This is a genomic window from Pseudomonas sp. 18-147 (assembly GCF_051048045.1).
Classification (GTDB): Bacteria; Pseudomonadota; Gammaproteobacteria; order Pseudomonadales; family Pseudomonadaceae; genus Pseudomonas; species Pseudomonas aeruginosa.
Map to the genome: position 1 here is coordinate 764,272 of NZ_CP182296.1, position 18,735 is coordinate 783,006.

Sequence of the window (18,735 nt, forward strand, 5' to 3'; positions counted from 1 at the left end):
CGGAGACGCCAAACAAGCAGGTGACCAAGCTGGGGAACGCTGATGGCTTACTCATACACTGAGAAAAAACGTATCCGCAAGGACTTTAGCAAGTTGCCGGACGTCATGGATGTGCCGTATTTGCTGGCCATCCAGCTGGATTCCTATCGCGAATTCCTGCAGGCTGGCGCAACCAAGGAGCAGTTCCGCGATATCGGTCTGCACGCGGCCTTCAAGTCCGTTTTCCCGATTATCAGCTATTCCGGCAATGCTGCCCTGGAATACGTCGGCTACCGTCTGGGTGAGCCGGCATTCGATGTCAAGGAGTGCGTGCTGCGCGGCGTGACCTTCGCCGTACCGCTGCGCGTGAAAGTTCGCCTGATCATCTTCGACCGCGAGTCGTCGAACAAGGCGATCAAGGACATCAAGGAACAAGAAGTCTACATGGGGGAAATCCCCCTGATGACCGAGAACGGTACCTTCATCATCAACGGTACCGAGCGTGTCATCGTCTCCCAGCTGCACCGTTCCCCGGGCGTGTTCTTCGACCACGACCGTGGCAAGACCCACAGCTCCGGCAAGCTGCTGTACTCCGCGCGGATCATTCCTTACCGCGGTTCCTGGCTGGACTTCGAGTTCGATCCGAAGGACTGCGTGTTCGTCCGTATCGACCGTCGCCGCAAGCTGCCGGCCTCGGTACTGCTGCGCGCGCTCGGCTACAGCACCGAAGAGATCCTCAACGCCTTCTACGCGACCAACGTCTTCCACATCAAGGGCGAGACCCTGAATCTGGAACTGGTCCCGCAGCGCCTGCGCGGTGAAGTCGCGAGCATCGACATCAAGGATGGCAGCGGCAAGGTGATCGTGGAGCAGGGGCGTCGTATCACTGCCCGCCACATCAACCAGCTGGAAAAGGCTGGCGTGAGCCAGCTGGAAGTGCCGTTCGACTACCTGATCGGCCGTACCATCGCCAAGGCGATCGTGCATCCGGCTACCGGCGAGATCATCGCCGAGTGCAACACCGAGCTGACCCTCGACCTCCTGGCCAAGGTGGCCAAGGCCCAGGTCGTGCGCATCGAGACCCTGTACACCAACGACATCGACTGCGGTCCGTTCATCTCCGACACCCTGAAGATCGACAACACCAGCAACCAGCTGGAAGCCCTGGTCGAGATCTACCGGATGATGCGTCCGGGCGAGCCGCCGACCAAGGAAGCTGCCGAGACCCTGTTCGGCAACCTGTTCTTCAGCGCCGAGCGTTACGACCTGTCGGCCGTAGGCCGGATGAAGTTCAACCGCCGTATCGGTCGTACCGAGATCGAAGGTCCGGGCGTCCTGAGCAAGGAAGACATCATCGATGTGCTCAAGACCCTCGTCGACATCCGTAACGGCAAGGGCATCGTCGATGACATCGACCACCTGGGCAACCGTCGCGTCCGTTGCGTCGGCGAAATGGCCGAAAACCAGTTCCGCGTGGGCCTGGTGCGTGTCGAGCGCGCGGTCAAGGAACGCCTGTCCATGGCCGAAAGCGAAGGCCTGATGCCGCAGGACCTGATCAACGCCAAGCCGGTGGCTGCCGCGATCAAGGAGTTCTTCGGTTCGAGCCAGCTGTCGCAGTTCATGGACCAGAACAACCCGCTTTCCGAGATCACCCACAAGCGCCGCGTCTCCGCGCTCGGCCCGGGCGGTCTGACCCGTGAGCGTGCGGGCTTCGAGGTTCGTGACGTACACCCGACCCACTACGGCCGCGTGTGCCCGATCGAAACCCCTGAAGGTCCGAACATCGGTCTGATCAACTCCCTGGCGACCTACGCCCGCACCAACAAGTACGGCTTCCTCGAGAGCCCGTACCGCGTGGTCAAGGACAGCCTGGTAACCGACGAGATCGTGTTCCTGTCGGCGATCGAAGAAGCCGACCACGTCATCGCCCAGGCTTCGGCGACCCTCAACGAGAAGGGTCAACTGGTGGACGAGCTGGTGGCCGTGCGTCACCTGAACGAATTCACCGTGAAGGCGCCGGAAGACGTGACCCTGATGGATGTTTCGCCGAAGCAGGTCGTTTCCGTCGCTGCCTCGCTGATTCCGTTCCTCGAGCACGACGACGCCAACCGCGCACTCATGGGCTCGAACATGCAGCGTCAGGCCGTGCCGACCCTGCGTGCCGACAAGCCGCTGGTGGGTACCGGCATGGAGCGCAACGTGGCGCGCGACTCCGGCGTCTGCGTCGTGGCTCGCCGTGGCGGTGTGATCGACTCGGTCGATGCCAGCCGTGTCGTGGTTCGAGTGGCGGATGACGAAGTCGAGACCGGCGAAGCGGGTGTCGACATCTACAACCTGACCAAGTACACCCGTTCCAACCAGAACACCTGCATCAACCAGCGTCCGCTGGTGAGCAAGGGTGACGTGGTCGCGCGCGGCGACATCCTGGCCGACGGTCCGTCCACCGACATGGGCGAACTGGCCCTGGGCCAGAACATGCGCGTAGCGTTCATGCCCTGGAACGGCTTCAACTTCGAAGACTCCATCTGCCTGTCCGAGCGCGTGGTCCAGGAAGATCGTTTCACCACGATCCACATCCAGGAACTGACCTGCGTCGCTCGTGACACCAAGCTCGGCCCAGAGGAAATCACCGCGGACATCCCGAACGTGGGCGAGGCCGCGCTGAACAAGCTGGACGAAGCCGGTATCGTCTACGTCGGCGCCGAAGTGCAGGCCGGCGACATCCTGGTCGGCAAGGTCACTCCGAAAGGCGAGACCCAGCTGACTCCGGAAGAGAAGCTGCTGCGCGCGATCTTCGGTGAGAAGGCGTCCGACGTGAAGGACACCTCCCTGCGTGTGCCGACCGGCACCAAGGGTACCGTCATCGACGTTCAGGTCTTCACCCGCGACGGCGTCGAGCGCGATTCCCGCGCGCTGTCCATCGAGAAGATGCAACTCGACCAGATCCGCAAGGACCTGAACGAAGAGTTCCGCATCGTCGAAGGCGCGACCTTCGAGCGTCTGCGTGCCGCCCTGGTCGGTGCCAAGGCTGAAGGTGGCCCGGCGCTGAAGAAGGGCACGGAGATCACCGACGACTACCTCGACGGTCTCGAGCGCGGCCAGTGGTTCAAGCTGCGCATGGCCGACGACGCCCTGAACGAACAGCTGGAGAAGGCCCAGGCCTACATCAGCGATCGTCGCCAGCTCCTGGACGACAAGTTCGAGGACAAGAAGCGCAAGCTGCAGCAGGGCGACGACCTGGCTCCGGGCGTGCTGAAGATCGTCAAGGTCTACCTGGCGATCAAGCGTCGCATCCAGCCGGGCGACAAGATGGCCGGCCGTCACGGTAACAAGGGTGTGGTCTCGGTGATCATGCCGGTGGAAGACATGCCGCACGATGCCAACGGCACCCCGGTCGACATCGTCCTCAACCCGCTGGGCGTACCGTCGCGTATGAACGTCGGTCAGATCCTCGAAACCCACCTGGGCCTCGCGGCCAAGGGGCTGGGCGAGAAGATCAACCGCATGCTCGAAGAGCAGCGCAAGGTCGCCGAACTGCGTAAGTTCCTGCACGAGATCTACAACGAGATCGGCGGTCGCGAGGAAAACCTCGACGAGCTGGGCGACAACGAGATCCTCGCGCTGGCCAAGAACCTGCGCGGTGGCGTACCGATGGCGACCCCGGTGTTCGATGGCGCCAAGGAACGCGAGATCAAGGCCATGCTGAAGCTGGCCGACCTGCCGGAAAGCGGCCAGATGCGTCTGTTCGACGGCCGTACCGGCAACCAGTTCGAGCGTCCGACCACCGTCGGCTACATGTACATGCTCAAGCTGAACCACCTGGTGGACGACAAGATGCACGCCCGTTCCACCGGCTCGTACAGCCTGGTTACCCAGCAGCCGCTGGGTGGTAAGGCACAGTTCGGTGGTCAGCGCTTCGGTGAGATGGAGGTGTGGGCGCTGGAAGCCTATGGCGCGGCGTACACCCTGCAGGAAATGCTGACGGTCAAGTCGGACGACGTGAACGGCCGGACCAAGATGTACAAGAACATCGTGGACGGCGATCACCGCATGGAGGCCGGCATGCCCGAGTCCTTCAACGTTCTGATCAAAGAGATCCGTTCGCTCGGCATCGACATCGAACTGGAAACCGAATAACACGTGACGCTAGACGGTGCGGCTGGTCAAGGCCGGTCGCACCGGGTCCGTGAGGAGGAAAGGCCTTGAAAGACTTGCTTAATCTGTTGAAAAACCAGGGTCAAATCGAAGAGTTCGATGCCATCCGTATTGGCCTGGCTTCGCCCGAGATGATTCGTTCCTGGTCTTTCGGCGAAGTTAAAAAGCCGGAAACCATCAACTACCGTACCTTCAAGCCGGAGCGCGACGGCCTGTTCTGCGCCAAGATCTTCGGCCCGGTGAAGGATTACGAGTGCCTGTGCGGCAAGTACAAGCGCCTCAAGCACCGCGGTGTGATCTGCGAGAAGTGCGGCGTGGAAGTCGCCCTGGCCAAGGTGCGCCGCGAGCGCATGGGCCACATCGAGCTGGCTTCGCCGGTTGCCCACATCTGGTTCCTGAAGTCGCTGCCGTCCCGTATCGGCCTGCTGCTGGACATGACCCTGCGCGATATCGAGCGCGTGCTCTATTTCGAGAGCTACGTGGTGATCGATCCGGGCATGACCACCCTGGAAAAGGGCCAGCTGCTGAACGACGAGCAATACTTCGAGGCCCTCGAAGAGTTCGGTGACGATTTCGATGCTCGCATGGGCGCCGAAGCCGTTCACGAACTGCTCAACGCCATCGACCTGGAGCACGAGATCGGCCGCCTGCGCGAAGAGATTCCGCAGACCAACTCGGAAACCAAGATCAAGAAGCTGTCCAAGCGCCTGAAGCTGATGGAAGCCTTCCAGGGCTCCGGCAACAAGCCTGAGTGGATGGTCCTGACCGTCCTGCCGGTGCTGCCGCCGGACCTGCGTCCGCTGGTTCCGCTGGATGGCGGTCGCTTCGCGACTTCCGACCTGAACGACCTGTATCGTCGGGTGATCAACCGTAACAACCGTCTGAAGCGCCTGCTCGACCTGGCTGCTCCGGACATCATCGTGCGCAACGAAAAGCGCATGCTGCAGGAAGCCGTCGACGCCCTGCTCGACAACGGCCGTCGCGGTCGCGCCATCACCGGCTCGAACAAGCGTCCGCTGAAGTCGCTGGCCGACATGATCAAGGGCAAGCAAGGTCGCTTCCGTCAGAACCTGCTCGGCAAGCGCGTGGACTACTCCGGTCGTTCCGTGATCACCGTGGGCCCGACCCTGCGCCTGCACCAGTGCGGTCTGCCGAAGAAGATGGCCCTGGAGCTGTTCAAGCCGTTCATTTTCGGCAAGCTGGAAGGTCGTGGTATGGCCACCACCATCAAGGCCGCCAAGAAAATGGTCGAGCGCGAGCTGCCCGAGGTCTGGGACGTTCTCGCCGAAGTCATCCGCGAGCATCCGGTTCTCCTGAACCGTGCGCCGACCCTGCACCGTCTGGGCATCCAGGCGTTCGAGCCGGTCCTCATCGAAGGCAAGGCGATCCAGCTGCACCCGCTGGTCTGCGCCGCGTACAACGCCGACTTCGACGGTGACCAGATGGCCGTCCACGTTCCGCTGACCCTCGAGGCCCAGCTGGAAGCGCGCGCGCTGATGATGTCCACCAACAACATCCTGTCGCCCGCCAACGGCGAGCCGATCATCGTTCCGTCGCAGGACGTGGTAATGGGTCTGTACTACATGACCCGTGAAGCGATCAACGCGAAGGGCGAGGGCATGGCCTTCGCCGACCTGCAAGAAGTCGACCGCGCCTACCGCAGCGGCCAGGCGTCCCTGCACGCTCGCGTAAAAGTGCGCATCAACGAAAAGATCAAGGGTGAAGACGGCCAACTGACCGCCAATACCCGTATCGTCGACACCACCGTCGGCCGCGCGCTGCTGTTCCAGGTCGTTCCGGCCGGCCTGCCGTTCGACGTGGTCAACCAGTCGATGAAGAAGAAGGCGATCTCCAAGCTGATCAACCACTGCTATCGCGTGGTGGGTCTGAAGGACACCGTCATCTTCGCCGACCAGCTGATGTACACCGGTTTCGCCTACTCGACCATTTCCGGCGTGTCCATCGGCGTCAACGACTTCGTCATCCCGGACGAGAAGGCGCGGATCATCAACGCCGCCACCGACGAAGTGAAGGAGATCGAGAGCCAGTACGCCTCCGGCCTGGTAACCCAGGGCGAGAAGTACAACAAGGTGATCGACCTGTGGTCGAAGGCCAACGACGAAGTGTCCAAGGCGATGATGGCCAACCTCTCGAAAGAGAAGGTCGTCGATCGCGAGGGCAAGGAAGTCGACCAGGAGTCCTTCAACTCCATGTACATGATGGCTGACTCGGGTGCGCGGGGCTCCGCGGCCCAGATCCGTCAGCTGGCAGGTATGCGCGGCCTGATGGCCAAGCCGGACGGCTCGATCATCGAGACCCCGATCACCGCGAACTTCCGGGAAGGCCTGAACGTACTCCAGTACTTCATCTCCACCCACGGTGCTCGTAAGGGTCTGGCGGATACCGCGCTGAAGACCGCGAACTCCGGTTACCTGACCCGTCGTCTGGTCGACGTGGCCCAGGATCTGGTAGTGACCGAGATCGATTGCGGTACCGAGCACGGCCTGCTGATGTCGCCGCACATCGAAGGCGGCGACGTGGTCGAACCGCTCGGCGAGCGCGTGCTCGGCCGTGTGATCGCGCGCGACGTGTTCAAGCCGGGCAGCGACGAGGTCATCGTGCCGGCCGGCACCCTGATCGACGAGAAGTGGGTCGACTTCCTCGAAGTGATGAGCGTCGACGAAGTGGTGGTGCGTTCCCCGATCACCTGCGAAACCCGTCATGGCATCTGCGCCATGTGCTACGGCCGCGACCTGGCCCGTGGCCATCGCGTCAACATCGGCGAGGCGGTCGGTGTCATCGCTGCCCAGTCCATCGGTGAGCCGGGCACCCAGCTGACCATGCGTACCTTCCACATCGGCGGTGCGGCCAGCCGGACCTCCGCGGCCGACAACGTCCAGGTGAAGAACGGCGGCACCATCCGCCTGCACAACCTGAAGCATGTGGTTCGTGCCGACGGCGCGCTGGTCGCGGTTTCCCGTTCCGGCGAACTGGCGGTTGCCGACGACTTCGGTCGCGAGCGCGAGCGCTACAAGCTGCCGTACGGTGCGGTGATCTCGGTCAAGGAAGGTGACAAGGTCGACCCGGGCGCTATCGTCGCCAAGTGGGACCCGCACACCCACCCGATCGTCACCGAGGTGGACGGTACCGTGGCCTTCGTGGGCATGGAAGAGGGCATCACCGTCAAGCGTCAGACCGACGAACTGACCGGCCTGACCAACATCGAAGTGATGGATCCGAAGGACCGTCCGGCTGCCGGCAAGGACATCCGTCCGGCCGTGAAGCTGATCGATGCCGCGGGCAAGGACCTGCTGCTGCCGGGTACCGACGTACCGGCGCAGTACTTCCTGCCGGCCAACGCCCTGGTCAACCTGACCGACGGCGCCAAGGTGAGCATCGGTGACGTTGTCGCGCGTATCCCGCAGGAAACCTCGAAGACCCGTGACATCACCGGTGGTCTGCCGCGCGTTGCCGACCTGTTCGAGGCTCGTCGTCCGAAAGAGCCTTCGATCCTGGCGGAAATCAGCGGCACCATCTCCTTCGGCAAGGAGACCAAGGGCAAGCGCCGTCTGGTCATCACGCCGAACGATGGCAGCGATCCGTACGAGGAGCTGATTCCGAAGTGGCGTCACCTGAACGTGTTCGAAGGCGAACAGGTGAACCGCGGCGAAGTCATCTCCGACGGTCCGAGCAACCCGCACGACATCCTGCGCCTGCTGGGCGTGAGCTCGCTGGCGAAGTACATCGTCAACGAGATCCAGGACGTCTACCGTCTGCAGGGCGTGAAGATCAACGACAAGCACATCGAGACCATCCTGCGTCAAATGCTGCGCAAGGTCGAAGTCAGCGAGTCCGGCGACTCCAGCTTCATCAAAGGCGACCAGGTGGAACTCACCCAGGTGCTGGAAGAGAACGAACAGCTCGGTACCGAGGACAAGTTCCCGGCCAAGTACGAGCGCGTTCTGCTGGGTATCACCAAGGCTTCCCTGTCGACCGAGTCGTTCATTTCCGCGGCGTCGTTCCAGGAGACCACCCGCGTCCTCACCGAGGCGGCGGTCACCGGCAAGCGCGACTTCCTGCGTGGTCTGAAAGAGAACGTGGTCGTGGGTCGCCTGATCCCGGCCGGTACCGGTCTGGCTTACCACAGCGAGCGCAAGCGTCAGCGCGACCTCGGCAAGCCGCAGCGTGTGAGTGCCAGCGAGGCGGAAGCCGCACTGACCGAAGCGCTGAACTCGAGCGGTAACTAAGCATCAACGACAAGCCCCGGCTATCCCGATAGCCGGGGCTTTGTCTTGACGGTGTACAAGAACCTCTTTACTATTTTGTACCCCGAAAATTGGCAGGGCGCATGCTCTGTCATTTCGTTTGTGTGTCGTAAGACAATCAGTGGAGCTATAGATGGCAACTATCAACCAGCTGGTGCGTAAGCCGCGCAAGCGCATGGTCGACAAGAGCGACGTGCCTGCGCTGCAGAACTGCCCGCAACGTCGTGGCGTATGCACCCGCGTATACACCACCACGCCGAAAAAGCCGAACTCGGCACTGCGTAAGGTATGCCGTGTACGTCTGACCAACGGTTTCGAGGTTTCCTCGTACATCGGTGGTGAAGGTCACAACCTGCAAGAGCACAGCGTAGTGCTGATCCGTGGCGGTCGTGTAAAGGACCTTCCGGGTGTGCGTTACCACACCGTGCGCGGTTCGCTGGACACCTCGGGTGTCAAAGACCGTAAGCAGGGTCGTTCGAAGTACGGCGCCAAGCGTCCGAAGTAATAGCGTTTTTATATTTATCTGAGTCGATAAGAGTAAGGTCGGGCGTAACTTGACTGTTATGGTCCCGGGCTAACCTGAAGACCGTTTGAGGGCTTATCAATGCCAAGACGTCGTGTAGCGGCCAAGCGTGAAGTGCTGGCTGATCCGAAATACGGAAGCCAGATCCTGGCCAAGTTCATGAACCACGTGATGGAAAGCGGCAAGAAAGCCGTTGCCGAGCGTATCGTTTACGGTGCGCTGGACAAGGTGAAGGAACGCGGCAAGGCCGATCCCCTGGAAACCTTCGAAAAAGCTCTCGATGCCATCGCTCCGCTGGTCGAAGTGAAGTCCCGCCGCGTAGGTGGTGCGACTTACCAGGTTCCGGTCGAAGTCCGTCCGTCCCGTCGTAATGCCCTGGCCATGCGTTGGCTGGTGGACTTCGCCCGCAAGCGTGGCGAGAAGTCCATGGCTCTGCGCCTGGCTGGCGAGCTGCTGGATGCCGCTGAAGGCAAGGGCGCAGCAGTCAAGAAGCGTGAAGACGTGCACCGTATGGCAGAGGCCAACAAGGCCTTCTCGCACTACCGGTTCTAATCGCGCTGCCCAACCCCCGAGGACCTTATTGTGGCCCGTACTACACCCATCAACCGCTACCGTAATATCGGTATCTGTGCCCACGTTGACGCGGGCAAGACCACCACCACGGAGCGGGTTCTGTTCTATACCGGCGTCAACCACAAGCTGGGCGAAGTGCATGACGGCGCTGCGACCACCGACTGGATGGTGCAGGAGCAGGAGCGCGGTATCACCATTACCTCCGCTGCCGTTACCACCTTCTGGAAGGGCTCGCGCGGTCAGTACGACAACTATCGCGTAAACGTCATCGACACTCCCGGCCACGTAGACTTCACCATCGAGGTGGAGCGTTCCCTGCGTGTACTGGACGGCGCTGTCGTGGTGTTCTGTGGCACCTCCGGCGTAGAGCCGCAGTCGGAAACCGTATGGCGTCAGGCCAACAAGTACGGCGTACCGCGCATCGTCTACGTCAACAAGATGGACCGCCAGGGCGCGAACTTCCTACGCGTCGTCGAGCAGATCAAGAAGCGCCTGGGTCATACCCCGGTTCCGGTCCAGCTCGCCATCGGCGCTGAAGAGAACTTCGTCGGTCAGGTCGACCTGATCAAGATGAAGGCCATCTACTGGAACGATGACGACAAGGGCATGACCTACCGCGAGGAAGAAATTCCTGCGGAGCTCAAGGACCTGGCCGAAGAGTGGCGTTCCAGCATGGTCGAGGCTGCGGCCGAAGCCAACGAAGAGCTGATGAACAAGTACCTCGAAGAGGGCGAGCTCTCCGAAGCCGAGATCAAGGAAGGCCTGCGTCTGCGCACCCTGGCGTGCGAGATCGTTCCGGCCGTCTGCGGTTCCTCGTTCAAGAACAAGGGCGTTCCGCTGGTTCTCGATGCCGTCATCGACTACCTCCCGGCTCCGACCGAGATCCCTGCGATCAAGGGCGTCAGCCCGGACGACGAGACCGTCGAAGACGAGCGTCATGCCGACGACAACGAACCGTTCTCGTCCCTGGCGTTCAAGATCGCTACCGACCCGTTCGTCGGTACCCTGACCTTCGCCCGCGTTTACTCCGGCGTCCTGAGTTCCGGCGACTCCGTCCTGAACTCGGTGAAAGGCAAGAAAGAGCGCGTCGGTCGGATGGTGCAGATGCACGCCAACCAGCGTGAAGAGATCAAGGAAGTGCGCGCAGGCGACATCGCTGCCCTGATCGGCATGAAGGACGTCACCACCGGTGACACCCTGTGCTCGATCGAGAAGCCGATCATCCTCGAGCGCATGGACTTCCCCGAGCCGGTAATCTCGGTCGCTGTAGAGCCGAAGACCAAGGCTGACCAGGAGAAGATGGGTATCGCCCTCGGCAAGCTGGCCCAGGAAGACCCGTCGTTCCGTGTCAAGACCGACGAAGAGTCCGGTCAGACCATCATCTCCGGCATGGGCGAGCTGCACCTGGACATCATCGTCGACCGCATGAAGCGCGAGTTCGGCGTCGAGGCCAACATCGGCAAGCCGCAGGTTGCCTACCGTGAGACCATCACCAAGGACAACGTGGAGATCGAAGGCAAGTTCGTTCGCCAGTCCGGTGGTCGCGGTCAGTTCGGTCATTGCTGGATCCGTTTCTCGGCCGCGGACGTGGACGAGAAGGGCAACATCACCGAAGGCCTGGTGTTCGAGAACGAAGTCGTGGGCGGTGTGGTTCCGAAGGAATACATCCCGGCGATCCAGAAGGGTATCGAAGAGCAGATGAAGAACGGCGTCGTTGCCGGCTATCCGCTCATCGGCCTGAAGGCTACCGTTTTCGATGGTTCCTACCATGACGTCGACTCCAACGAGATGGCGTTCAAGATCGCTGCTTCCATGGCGACCAAGCAGTTGGCCCAGAAGGGCGGCGGCAAGGTGCTCGAGCCGATCATGAAGGTAGAGGTGGTGACTCCTGAGGACTACATGGGTGACGTGATGGGCGACCTGAACCGTCGTCGTGGTCTGATTCAGGGGATGGAGGACACGGTTTCCGGTAAGGTTATTCGTGCCGAGGTTCCGCTGGGTGAGATGTTCGGTTATGCGACCGACGTGCGTTCCATGTCCCAGGGTCGCGCGAGCTACTCCATGGAATTCTCCAAATACGCCGAAGCTCCGTCGAACATCGTCGAAGCGCTGGTTAAAAAACAAGGTTGATTCAGCCCTTTAAGTAAGAGGTTTACTGTCGTGGCTAAGGAAAAATTCGAACGTAACAAACCGCACGTCAACGTCGGCACCATCGGTCACGTTGACCATGGCAAGACCACTCTGACCGCTGCACTGACCAAGGTCTGCTCCGATACCTGGGGTGGTTCCGCTCGTGCTTTCGATCAGATCGACAACGCGCCGGAAGAAAAGGCCCGCGGTATCACCATCAACACCTCGCACGTTGAATACGATTCCGCTGTTCGTCACTACGCCCACGTTGACTGCCCCGGTCACGCCGACTACGTGAAGAACATGATCACCGGTGCTGCCCAGATGGACGGCGCGATCCTGGTTTGCTCGGCTGCCGACGGCCCCATGCCGCAGACCCGCGAGCACATCCTGCTGTCCCGCCAGGTAGGCGTTCCCTACATCGTCGTGTTCCTGAACAAGGCCGACATGGTCGACGACGCCGAGCTGCTGGAACTGGTCGAGATGGAAGTTCGCGATCTGCTGAACACCTACGACTTCCCGGGCGACGACACTCCGATCATCATCGGTTCCGCGCTGATGGCGCTGGAAGGCAAGGATGACAACGGCATCGGCGTAAGCGCCGTGCAGAAGCTGGTAGAGACCCTGGACTCCTACATTCCGGAGCCGGTTCGTGCCATCGACCAGCCGTTCCTGATGCCGATCGAAGACGTGTTCTCGATCTCCGGCCGCGGTACCGTGGTAACCGGTCGTGTAGAGCGCGGCATCATCAAGGTCCAGGAAGAAGTGGAAATCGTCGGCATCAAGGCGACCACCAAGACCACCTGCACCGGCGTTGAAATGTTCCGCAAGCTGCTCGACGAAGGTCGTGCTGGTGAGAACGTTGGTATCCTGCTGCGTGGCACCAAGCGTGAAGACGTAGAGCGTGGCCAGGTACTGGCCAAGCCGGGCACCATCAAACCGCACACCAAGTTCGAGTGCGAAGTGTACGTGCTGTCCAAGGAAGAAGGTGGTCGTCACACCCCGTTCTTCAAGGGCTACCGTCCGCAGTTCTACTTCCGTACCACCGACGTGACCGGTAACTGCGAACTGCCGGAAGGCGTAGAGATGGTAATGCCGGGCGACAACATCAAGATGGTTGTCACCCTGATCGCTCCGATCGCCATGGAAGATGGCCTGCGCTTCGCGATCCGCGAAGGCGGCCGTACCGTTGGCGCCGGCGTGGTTGCCAAGATCATCGAGTAATCGCTGATCCTGCCATCAGAAAAGGGGCCCTCCGGGGCCCCTTTTTTCGTTCGTTGGTTAAATATTGACACCCTGTGGGGGCATCCGTACAATTGCGCCTCCTTTTAACGGGCGTAGTCCGTCCGTTGGGAATGGTAAATTGGAGTCTGAGGTCAAATGCAAAACCAACAAATCCGGATTCGGTTGAAGGCTTTTGACCATCGCCTGATCGATCAATCAACCCAGGAAATCGTGGAAACCGCGAAACGTACTGGTGCTCAGGTGCGTGGTCCAATCCCTCTGCCGACCCGCAAGGAACGTTTCACCGTGCTGATCTCTCCGCACGTCAACAAAGATGCGCGTGATCAGTACGAAATTCGTACACATAAGCGTGTACTGGACATCGTCCAGCCGACGGATAAAACCGTCGATGCGCTGATGAAGCTCGATCTTGCTGCAGGCGTTGAAGTACAGATCAGCCTCGGCTAATGCCTTCGGCATTGGTCGTGTAACGCTCTGAAATGGGCGGCCATAGCGGGTGAAAGCCCCGTACACTCAAGAGGTTTACAACATGACAATTGGTGTTGTCGGTCGTAAATGCGGCATGACCCGCATTTTCACCGAGGAAGGTGTCTCTATTCCGGTTACGGTCATCGAGGTCGAGCCGAATCGCGTCACCCAGTTCAAGACTGAAGAAACCGATGGCTACCGTGCAGTGCAAGTCACCGCCGGCGAGCGTCGTGCTTCTCGCGTTACCAAAGCGCAAGCTGGTCACTTTGCCAAGGCGAATGTCGCCGCCGGTCGCGGCGTGTGGGAATTCCGTCTGGGCGAAGAGCAGTATGCCGCTGGTGACCAGATCACTGTCGATCTGTTCCAGGCAGGCCAGATGGTAGACGTTACCGGCGAGTCCAAGGGTAAGGGCTTCGCGGGCACCATCAAGCGCTGGAACTTCCGTGGTCAGGATAACACCCACGGTAACTCCGTTTCCCACCGCGTCCCGGGTTCCATCGGCCAGTGCCAGACTCCTGGTCGAGTGTTCAAGGGCAAGAAAATGTCCGGTCATCTGGGTGCGGAGCGGGTAACCGTTCAATCCCTGGAGATCGTGCGCGTCGATGCTGAACGCAATCTGCTGCTGGTCAAGGGTGCCGTTCCCGGCGCTACCGGCGGTGATGTGATCGTGCGTCCGGCAGCCAAGGCTCGCGGTTAAGGGGGAAGCTGAGATGCAATTGAATGTGAACGGCGCTCAGGCTATCGAAGTCTCCGAGCGTACCTTTGGTGGCGAATTCAACGAGACCCTGGTGCACCAGGCAGTCGTGGCCTACATGGCTGGCGGCCGTCAGGGCAGCAAGGCGCAGAAGACTCGCTCCGAAGTCTCTGGTGGTGGCAAGAAGCCGTGGCGTCAGAAGGGCACCGGTCGTGCTCGCGCTGGCACCATCCGTAGCCCCATCTGGCGTGGGGGCGGCACCACTTTCGCCGCTAAACCGCGTAGCCACGAACAGAAGCTGAACAAGAAGATGTACCGCGCAGCACTGCGCTCCATCCTTGCCGAGCTCGTTCGTCTGGACCGTCTGGTCGTCGTTGCCGACTTCGCTGTCGATGCACCGAAAACCAAGGGCCTGGTTGCCAAGCTGGACACCCTGGGTCTGAAAGACGTGCTGATCGTGACCGATGGTGTCGACGAGAACCTGTACCTCGCTGCGCGCAACCTGGCGCACGTCGATGTACGTGATGTCCAAGGTTCCGACCCCGTCAGCCTGATCGCCTACGACAAGGTGCTGGTCACCGTGTCCGCCGTGAAGAAGTTCGAGGAGCTGCTGGGATGAACCAGGAACGCGTATTCAAAGTGCTGCTTGGTCCGCACATCTCCGAGAAAGCCACGGGTCTCGCGGACGGCAAGAGCCAATTCGTTTTCAAGGTTGCCACCGATGCAACCAAGCTGGAAATCAAGAAGGCCGTAGAAAGCCTGTTCAGCGTGAAGGTACAGCGCGTCACTACTCTGAACGTCAAGGGTAAGACCAAGCGCACCGCTCGCGGTCTGGGCAAGCGTAACGACTGGAAAAAAGCGTACATCGCTCTCCAGCCGGGCCAAGATCTCGATTTCGCCACCAGCGCTGAGTAAAGGGGTGCATCATGGCAATCGTTAAGTGCAAACCGACTTCCGCTGGTCGTCGCTTTGTCGTCAAGGTGGTGAATCAGGAGCTGCACAAAGGCGCTCCCTACGCACCGCTGCTGGAAAAGAAATCCAAGTCTGGCGGCCGTAACAACAACGGTCGTATCACCACCCGTCATATCGGTGGTGGTCACAAGCAGCACTACCGTCTGGTCGACTTCCGTCGCAACAAGGATGGCATCCCTGCCATCGTTGAGCGCGTCGAATACGATCCGAACCGCACTGCACACATCGCTCTGCTGAAGTATGCAGACGGCGAGCGTCGCTACATCATCGCCCCCAAGGGCGTTGCTGCAGGTGACCAGCTGATCTCCGGTATCGGTGCGCCGATCAAGGCAGGCAACAGCATGCCTCTGCGCAACATCCCGGTGGGTAGCACTGTTCATGGTATCGAGCTGAAGCCGGGTAAAGGCGCTCAGATCGCTCGCTCCGCTGGCGCTTCCGCCCAGCTGGTCGCGCGTGAAGGTGCGTACGTAACCCTGCGTCTGCGCTCCGGTGAAATGCGTAAAGTCCTGGCTGAGTGCCGTGCGACCCTGGGTGAAGTCTCGAACTCCGAGCACAGCCTGCGTTCGCTGGGTAAAGCCGGTGCTACGCGCTGGCGTGGTGTTCGCCCGACCGTTCGCGGCGTGGCGATGAACCCGGTCGACCACCCGCATGGTGGTGGTGAAGGCCGTACCTCTGCTGGTCGTCATCCGGTATCGCCGTGGGGTCTTCAGACCAAGGGTAAGAAGACTCGCTCGAACAAGCGTACCGATAACATGATCGTCCGCCGCCGCAAGTAAATAGAGGGATACCACAGTGCCACGTTCACTGAAAAAAGGTCCGTTTATCGATCTTCACCTGTTGAAGAAGGTCGAAGTCGCGGTGGAAAAGAACGACCGCAAGCCGATCAAGACCTGGTCGCGTCGTTCGATGATTCTGCCGCATATGGTTGGTCTGACCATCGCCGTGCACAACGGCCGTCAACACGTACCGGTTCTCGTCAACGAGGACATGGTCGGCCACAAACTGGGCGAGTTCGCCGCTACCCGCACCTACCGCGGGCATGCTGCGGACAAGAAAGCCAAGCGTTAAGGGGTAAGGAAGATGGAAGTAGCCGCTAAGCTGTCGGGCGCTCGTATCTCCGCCCAGAAAGCCCGCTTGGTCGCCGACCAGATCCGCGGGAAGAAGGTGGGCGAAGCGCTCAACCTCCTGGCTTTCAGCAGTAAGAAAGCCGCCGAGATCATGAAGAAAGTGCTGGAGTCGGCCGTTGCCAACGCTGAGCACAACGAAGGCGCCGATGTGGATGACCTGAAGGTCTCCACCGTCTTCGTCAACGAAGGTCGTTCGCTCAAGCGCATCATGCCGCGTGCCAAAGGCCGTGCTGATCGCATCGTGAAGCGGTCTTGCCATATCACGGTCAAGGTTGCGGACAAGTAACGGAGTCGACAGATGGGTCAGAAAGTACATCCCAATGGCATTCGCCTGGGTATCGTCAAGGAGCACACCTCCGTTTGGTACGCAGACCGCAAGAACTATGCGGATTACCTGTTTGCCGACCTGAAGGTGCGTGAGTACCTCCAAGACAAACTAAAAAGCGCGTCCGTAAGCCGTATCGATATTCATCGTCCGGCTCAAACCGCACGCATCACCATCCACACCGCTCGTCCCGGCATCGTGATCGGCAAGAAAGGTGAAGATGTTGAGAAACTGCGCCAGGACCTGACCAAGCAAATGGGTGTGCCCGTGCACATCAACATCGAGGAAATCCGCAAGCCGGAACTCGATGCCATGCTGGTTGCGCAGAGCGTAGCCCAGCAGCTGGAGCGTCGCGTAATGTTCCGTCGCGCCATGAAGCGCGCCGTACAGAACGCCATGCGCATTGGTGCCAAGGGCATCAAGATTCAGGTCAGCGGTCGTCTGGGTGGGGCTGAAATCGCCCGTACCGAATGGTATCGCGAAGGTCGTGTGCCCCTGCACACCCTGCGCGCCGATATCGACTATGCCACCTACGAAGCGCACACCACTTACGGTGTGATCGGTGTCAAGGTTTGGATCTTCAAGGGCGAGGTCATCGGTGGCCGCCAGGAAGAGCTGAAGCCGGTAGCACCCGCTCCTCGTAAAAAAGCTGCTAGGTAAGGAGTACGCAAATGCTGCAACCCAAGCGTACGAAGTTCCGCAAACAAATGACCGGCCACAACCGTGGTCTGGCTCATCGTGGTAGTAAGGTCAGCTTCGGTGAGTACGCACTGAAGGCCACTAGCCGTGGCCGCCTTACTGCTCGTCAGATCGAGTCCGCGCGTCGTGCGCTGACCCGTCACGTGAAGCGTGGCGGCAAGATCTGGATCCGCGTATTCCCTGACAAGCCTGTCACCAAGAAGCCCCTCGAAGTTCGTATGGGTAAAGGTAAGGGTGGGGTCGAGTACTGGGTAGCCCAGATCCAGCCGGGCAAGGTCCTGTACGAGATCGAGGGTGTTTCCGAAGAGCTGGCGCGTGAGGCTTTCGCCCTGGCTGCTGCAAAGCTGCCCCTCGCCACCTCCTTTGTTAAGCGGACGGTGATGTGATGAAAGCGAATGAACTTCGTGAAAAATCCGTTGAGCAGCTGAACGAGCAACTGCTCGGCCTGCTGCGCGACCAGTTCAATCTGCGCATGCAGAAAGCAACTGGCCAGTTGGGGCAGTCTCACCTGCTCTCGCAGGTTAAGCGCGACATCGCTCGCGTTAAAACTGTGCTCAATCAGCAAGCAGGTAAGTGATCATGGCTGAAGCTCAGAAAACCGTCCGTACGCTGACCGGCCGCGTCGTCAGCGACAAAATGGACAAGACCGTCACCGTACTGATCGAGCGTCGCGTCAAGCACCCGATCTACGGCAAATACGTCAAGCGTTCGACCAAACTGCACGCACACGACGAATCCAATCAGTGCCGCATTGGTGACCTGGTCACCATTCGCGAAACCCGTCCGCTGGCCAAGACCAAGGCCTGGACCCTGGTTGATATCGTTGAACGCGCGGTGGAAGTCTAAGGACTAGGGGTCGGAGAAATTATATGATTCAGACTCAATCCATGCTCGATGTCGCTGACAACAGCGGCGCGCGTCGTGTGATGTGCATCAAGGTGCTCGGCGGTTCCCACCGCCGTTACGCCGGCATCGGCGACATCATCAAGGTCACCGTCAAGGAAGCGATTCCGCGCGGCAAAGTGAAGAAGGGCCAGGTCATGACTGCCGTGGTCGTTCGCACCAAGCACGGCGTACGTCGTACCGACGGTTCCATCATCCGCTTCGACGGCAACGCCGCCGTCCTGCTGAACAACAAGCAGGAGCCGATCGGCACCCGTATCTTTGGGCCAGTGACTCGTGAACTCCGTACCGAGAAGTTCATGAAGATCGTCTCGCTCGCCCCCGAAGTGCTGTAAGGAGTAGCCGTCATGCAAAAGATTCGTCGTGACGACGAAGTAATCGTCATTGCCGGCAAGGACAAGGGCAAGCGTGGCAAGGTGCTGAAGGTTCTCGCTGACGACCGTCTGGTCGTCGGCGGGGTGAACCTGATCAAGCGCCACACCAAGCCCAATCCGATGCTCGGTCAACAGGGCGGTATCGTCGAGAAGGAGGCGCCTCTGCACGTCTCCAACGTCGCCATCTTCAATACTGAAACCAGCAAGGCTGACCGCGTTGGCTTCAAGGTAGAAGACGGTAAGAAAATTCGTGTCTTCAAGTCGACCCAGAAACCGGTTCAGGCTTGAGGCTGCTAGGTAGAT

Annotated in this window: 19 protein-coding genes; all 19 read left to right on the forward strand. The window is 60.3% G+C overall.

Features of this window, described 5'->3' with window-relative positions; translation table 11 throughout:
• Window positions 1-42: 42 nt before the first annotated feature.
• The 19 genes from rpoB (at window position 43) to rplX (ending at window position 18,720) form a co-directional block, all read left to right on the forward strand.
• A complete protein-coding gene (gene rpoB, locus ACM0M4_RS03625) occupies window positions 43-4,116 on the forward strand; it encodes a DNA-directed RNA polymerase subunit beta (protein ID WP_003093746.1) in 4,074 nt (1,357 codons plus the stop codon).
• Between the two features lie 65 nt (window positions 4,117-4,181).
• Complete coding sequence (gene rpoC, locus ACM0M4_RS03630; RefSeq protein WP_003093745.1) at window positions 4,182-8,381, forward strand: DNA-directed RNA polymerase subunit beta'; 4,200 nt, start codon at window positions 4,182-4,184, stop codon at window positions 8,379-8,381.
• A gap of 151 nt (window positions 8,382-8,532) precedes the next feature.
• Window positions 8,533-8,904 (forward strand): 30S ribosomal protein S12, encoded by a 372-nt coding sequence (rpsL, locus tag ACM0M4_RS03635; protein WP_003093744.1) that lies wholly within the window; start codon window positions 8,533-8,535, stop codon window positions 8,902-8,904.
• A gap of 99 nt (window positions 8,905-9,003) precedes the next feature.
• Window positions 9,004-9,474 carry a 30S ribosomal protein S7 gene (gene rpsG, locus ACM0M4_RS03640; protein ID WP_003093742.1) on the forward strand — a complete coding sequence of 157 codons (471 nt, stop codon included), beginning with the start codon at window positions 9,004-9,006 and terminating at the stop codon, window positions 9,472-9,474.
• 30 nt (window positions 9,475-9,504) lie between these two features.
• A complete protein-coding gene (gene fusA, locus ACM0M4_RS03645; RefSeq protein ID WP_003093741.1) occupies window positions 9,505-11,625 on the forward strand; it encodes an elongation factor G in 2,121 nt (706 codons plus the stop codon).
• Window positions 11,626-11,655: 30 nt separating this feature from the next.
• Complete coding sequence (gene tuf / locus ACM0M4_RS03650; RefSeq protein WP_003115146.1) at window positions 11,656-12,849, forward strand: elongation factor Tu; 1,194 nt, start codon at window positions 11,656-11,658, stop codon at window positions 12,847-12,849.
• Window positions 12,850-13,005: 156 nt separating this feature from the next.
• Complete coding sequence (gene rpsJ, locus ACM0M4_RS03655; protein ID WP_003103876.1) at window positions 13,006-13,317, forward strand: 30S ribosomal protein S10; 312 nt, start codon at window positions 13,006-13,008, stop codon at window positions 13,315-13,317.
• An 82-nt stretch (window positions 13,318-13,399) separates the two neighbouring features.
• Window positions 13,400-14,035 carry a 50S ribosomal protein L3 gene (gene rplC / locus ACM0M4_RS03660; protein ID WP_003103877.1) on the forward strand — a complete coding sequence of 212 codons (636 nt, stop codon included), beginning with the start codon at window positions 13,400-13,402 and terminating at the stop codon, window positions 14,033-14,035.
• Between the two features lie 13 nt (window positions 14,036-14,048).
• Complete coding sequence (gene rplD / locus ACM0M4_RS03665) at window positions 14,049-14,651, forward strand: 50S ribosomal protein L4 (RefSeq protein ID WP_003093737.1); 603 nt, start codon at window positions 14,049-14,051, stop codon at window positions 14,649-14,651.
• Window positions 14,648-14,947 carry a 50S ribosomal protein L23 gene (gene rplW / locus ACM0M4_RS03670; RefSeq protein ID WP_003093736.1) on the forward strand — a complete coding sequence of 100 codons (300 nt, stop codon included), beginning with the start codon at window positions 14,648-14,650 and terminating at the stop codon, window positions 14,945-14,947. Before rplD ends, rplW begins: the two co-directional genes overlap by 4 nt.
• 11 nt (window positions 14,948-14,958) lie before the next feature.
• On the forward strand, window positions 14,959-15,780 hold the full coding sequence (rplB, locus tag ACM0M4_RS03675) for a 50S ribosomal protein L2 (RefSeq protein ID WP_003103878.1): 822 nt from the start codon (window positions 14,959-14,961) through the stop codon (window positions 15,778-15,780).
• 16 nt (window positions 15,781-15,796) lie between these two features.
• Window positions 15,797-16,072, forward strand: coding sequence for a 30S ribosomal protein S19 (gene rpsS / locus ACM0M4_RS03680; protein ID WP_003093734.1), 276 nt, complete (start codon window positions 15,797-15,799; stop codon window positions 16,070-16,072).
• Between the two features lie 12 nt (window positions 16,073-16,084).
• A complete protein-coding gene (gene rplV / locus ACM0M4_RS03685; protein WP_003103908.1) occupies window positions 16,085-16,417 on the forward strand; it encodes a 50S ribosomal protein L22 in 333 nt (110 codons plus the stop codon).
• Between the two features lie 12 nt (window positions 16,418-16,429).
• Window positions 16,430-17,116, forward strand: a complete 687-nt coding sequence (rpsC, locus tag ACM0M4_RS03690) for a 30S ribosomal protein S3 (protein WP_003093727.1) — start codon at window positions 16,430-16,432, stop codon at window positions 17,114-17,116.
• An 11-nt stretch (window positions 17,117-17,127) separates the two neighbouring features.
• A complete protein-coding gene (rplP, locus tag ACM0M4_RS03695; protein WP_003093723.1) occupies window positions 17,128-17,541 on the forward strand; it encodes a 50S ribosomal protein L16 in 414 nt (137 codons plus the stop codon).
• Window positions 17,541-17,732, forward strand: a complete 192-nt coding sequence (gene rpmC / locus ACM0M4_RS03700; RefSeq protein WP_003093720.1) for a 50S ribosomal protein L29 — start codon at window positions 17,541-17,543, stop codon at window positions 17,730-17,732. The genes rplP and rpmC overlap by 1 nt, the downstream gene beginning before the upstream one ends.
• Window positions 17,733-17,734: 2 nt before the next feature.
• The gene (gene rpsQ / locus ACM0M4_RS03705) at window positions 17,735-18,001 is read left to right on the forward strand and encodes a 30S ribosomal protein S17 (protein ID WP_003093717.1); all 267 of its coding nucleotides are present in this window, start codon (window positions 17,735-17,737) and stop codon (window positions 17,999-18,001) included.
• Between the two features lie 23 nt (window positions 18,002-18,024).
• The gene (gene rplN / locus ACM0M4_RS03710) at window positions 18,025-18,393 is read left to right on the forward strand and encodes a 50S ribosomal protein L14 (RefSeq protein ID WP_003093714.1); all 369 of its coding nucleotides are present in this window, start codon (window positions 18,025-18,027) and stop codon (window positions 18,391-18,393) included.
• A 12-nt stretch (window positions 18,394-18,405) separates the two neighbouring features.
• Window positions 18,406-18,720, forward strand: a complete 315-nt coding sequence (gene rplX / locus ACM0M4_RS03715; protein WP_003093711.1) for a 50S ribosomal protein L24 — start codon at window positions 18,406-18,408, stop codon at window positions 18,718-18,720.
• Window positions 18,721-18,735: the final 15 nt, after the last annotated feature.

Coding starts and splice junctions, on each gene's coding strand:
- rpoB (WP_003093746.1), top strand. CDS start 43: ATGGCTTACTCATACACTGAGAAAAAACGTATCCGCAAGGACTTTAGC.
- rpsL (WP_003093744.1), top strand. CDS start 8,533: ATGGCAACTATCAACCAGCTGGTGCGTAAGCCGCGCAAGCGCATGGTC.
- rpsG (WP_003093742.1), top strand. CDS start 9,004: ATGCCAAGACGTCGTGTAGCGGCCAAGCGTGAAGTGCTGGCTGATCCG.
- rpsJ (WP_003103876.1), top strand. CDS start 13,006: ATGCAAAACCAACAAATCCGGATTCGGTTGAAGGCTTTTGACCATCGC.
- rplC (WP_003103877.1), top strand. CDS start 13,400: ATGACAATTGGTGTTGTCGGTCGTAAATGCGGCATGACCCGCATTTTC.
- rplD (WP_003093737.1), top strand. CDS start 14,049: ATGCAATTGAATGTGAACGGCGCTCAGGCTATCGAAGTCTCCGAGCGT.
- rplW (WP_003093736.1), top strand. CDS start 14,648: ATGAACCAGGAACGCGTATTCAAAGTGCTGCTTGGTCCGCACATCTCC.
- rplB (WP_003103878.1), top strand. CDS start 14,959: ATGGCAATCGTTAAGTGCAAACCGACTTCCGCTGGTCGTCGCTTTGTC.
- rplV (WP_003103908.1), top strand. CDS start 16,085: ATGGAAGTAGCCGCTAAGCTGTCGGGCGCTCGTATCTCCGCCCAGAAA.
- rpsC (WP_003093727.1), top strand. CDS start 16,430: ATGGGTCAGAAAGTACATCCCAATGGCATTCGCCTGGGTATCGTCAAG.
- rplP (WP_003093723.1), top strand. CDS start 17,128: ATGCTGCAACCCAAGCGTACGAAGTTCCGCAAACAAATGACCGGCCAC.
- rpmC (WP_003093720.1), top strand. CDS start 17,541: ATGAAAGCGAATGAACTTCGTGAAAAATCCGTTGAGCAGCTGAACGAG.
- rpsQ (WP_003093717.1), top strand. CDS start 17,735: ATGGCTGAAGCTCAGAAAACCGTCCGTACGCTGACCGGCCGCGTCGTC.
- rplN (WP_003093714.1), top strand. CDS start 18,025: ATGATTCAGACTCAATCCATGCTCGATGTCGCTGACAACAGCGGCGCG.
- rplX (WP_003093711.1), top strand. CDS start 18,406: ATGCAAAAGATTCGTCGTGACGACGAAGTAATCGTCATTGCCGGCAAG.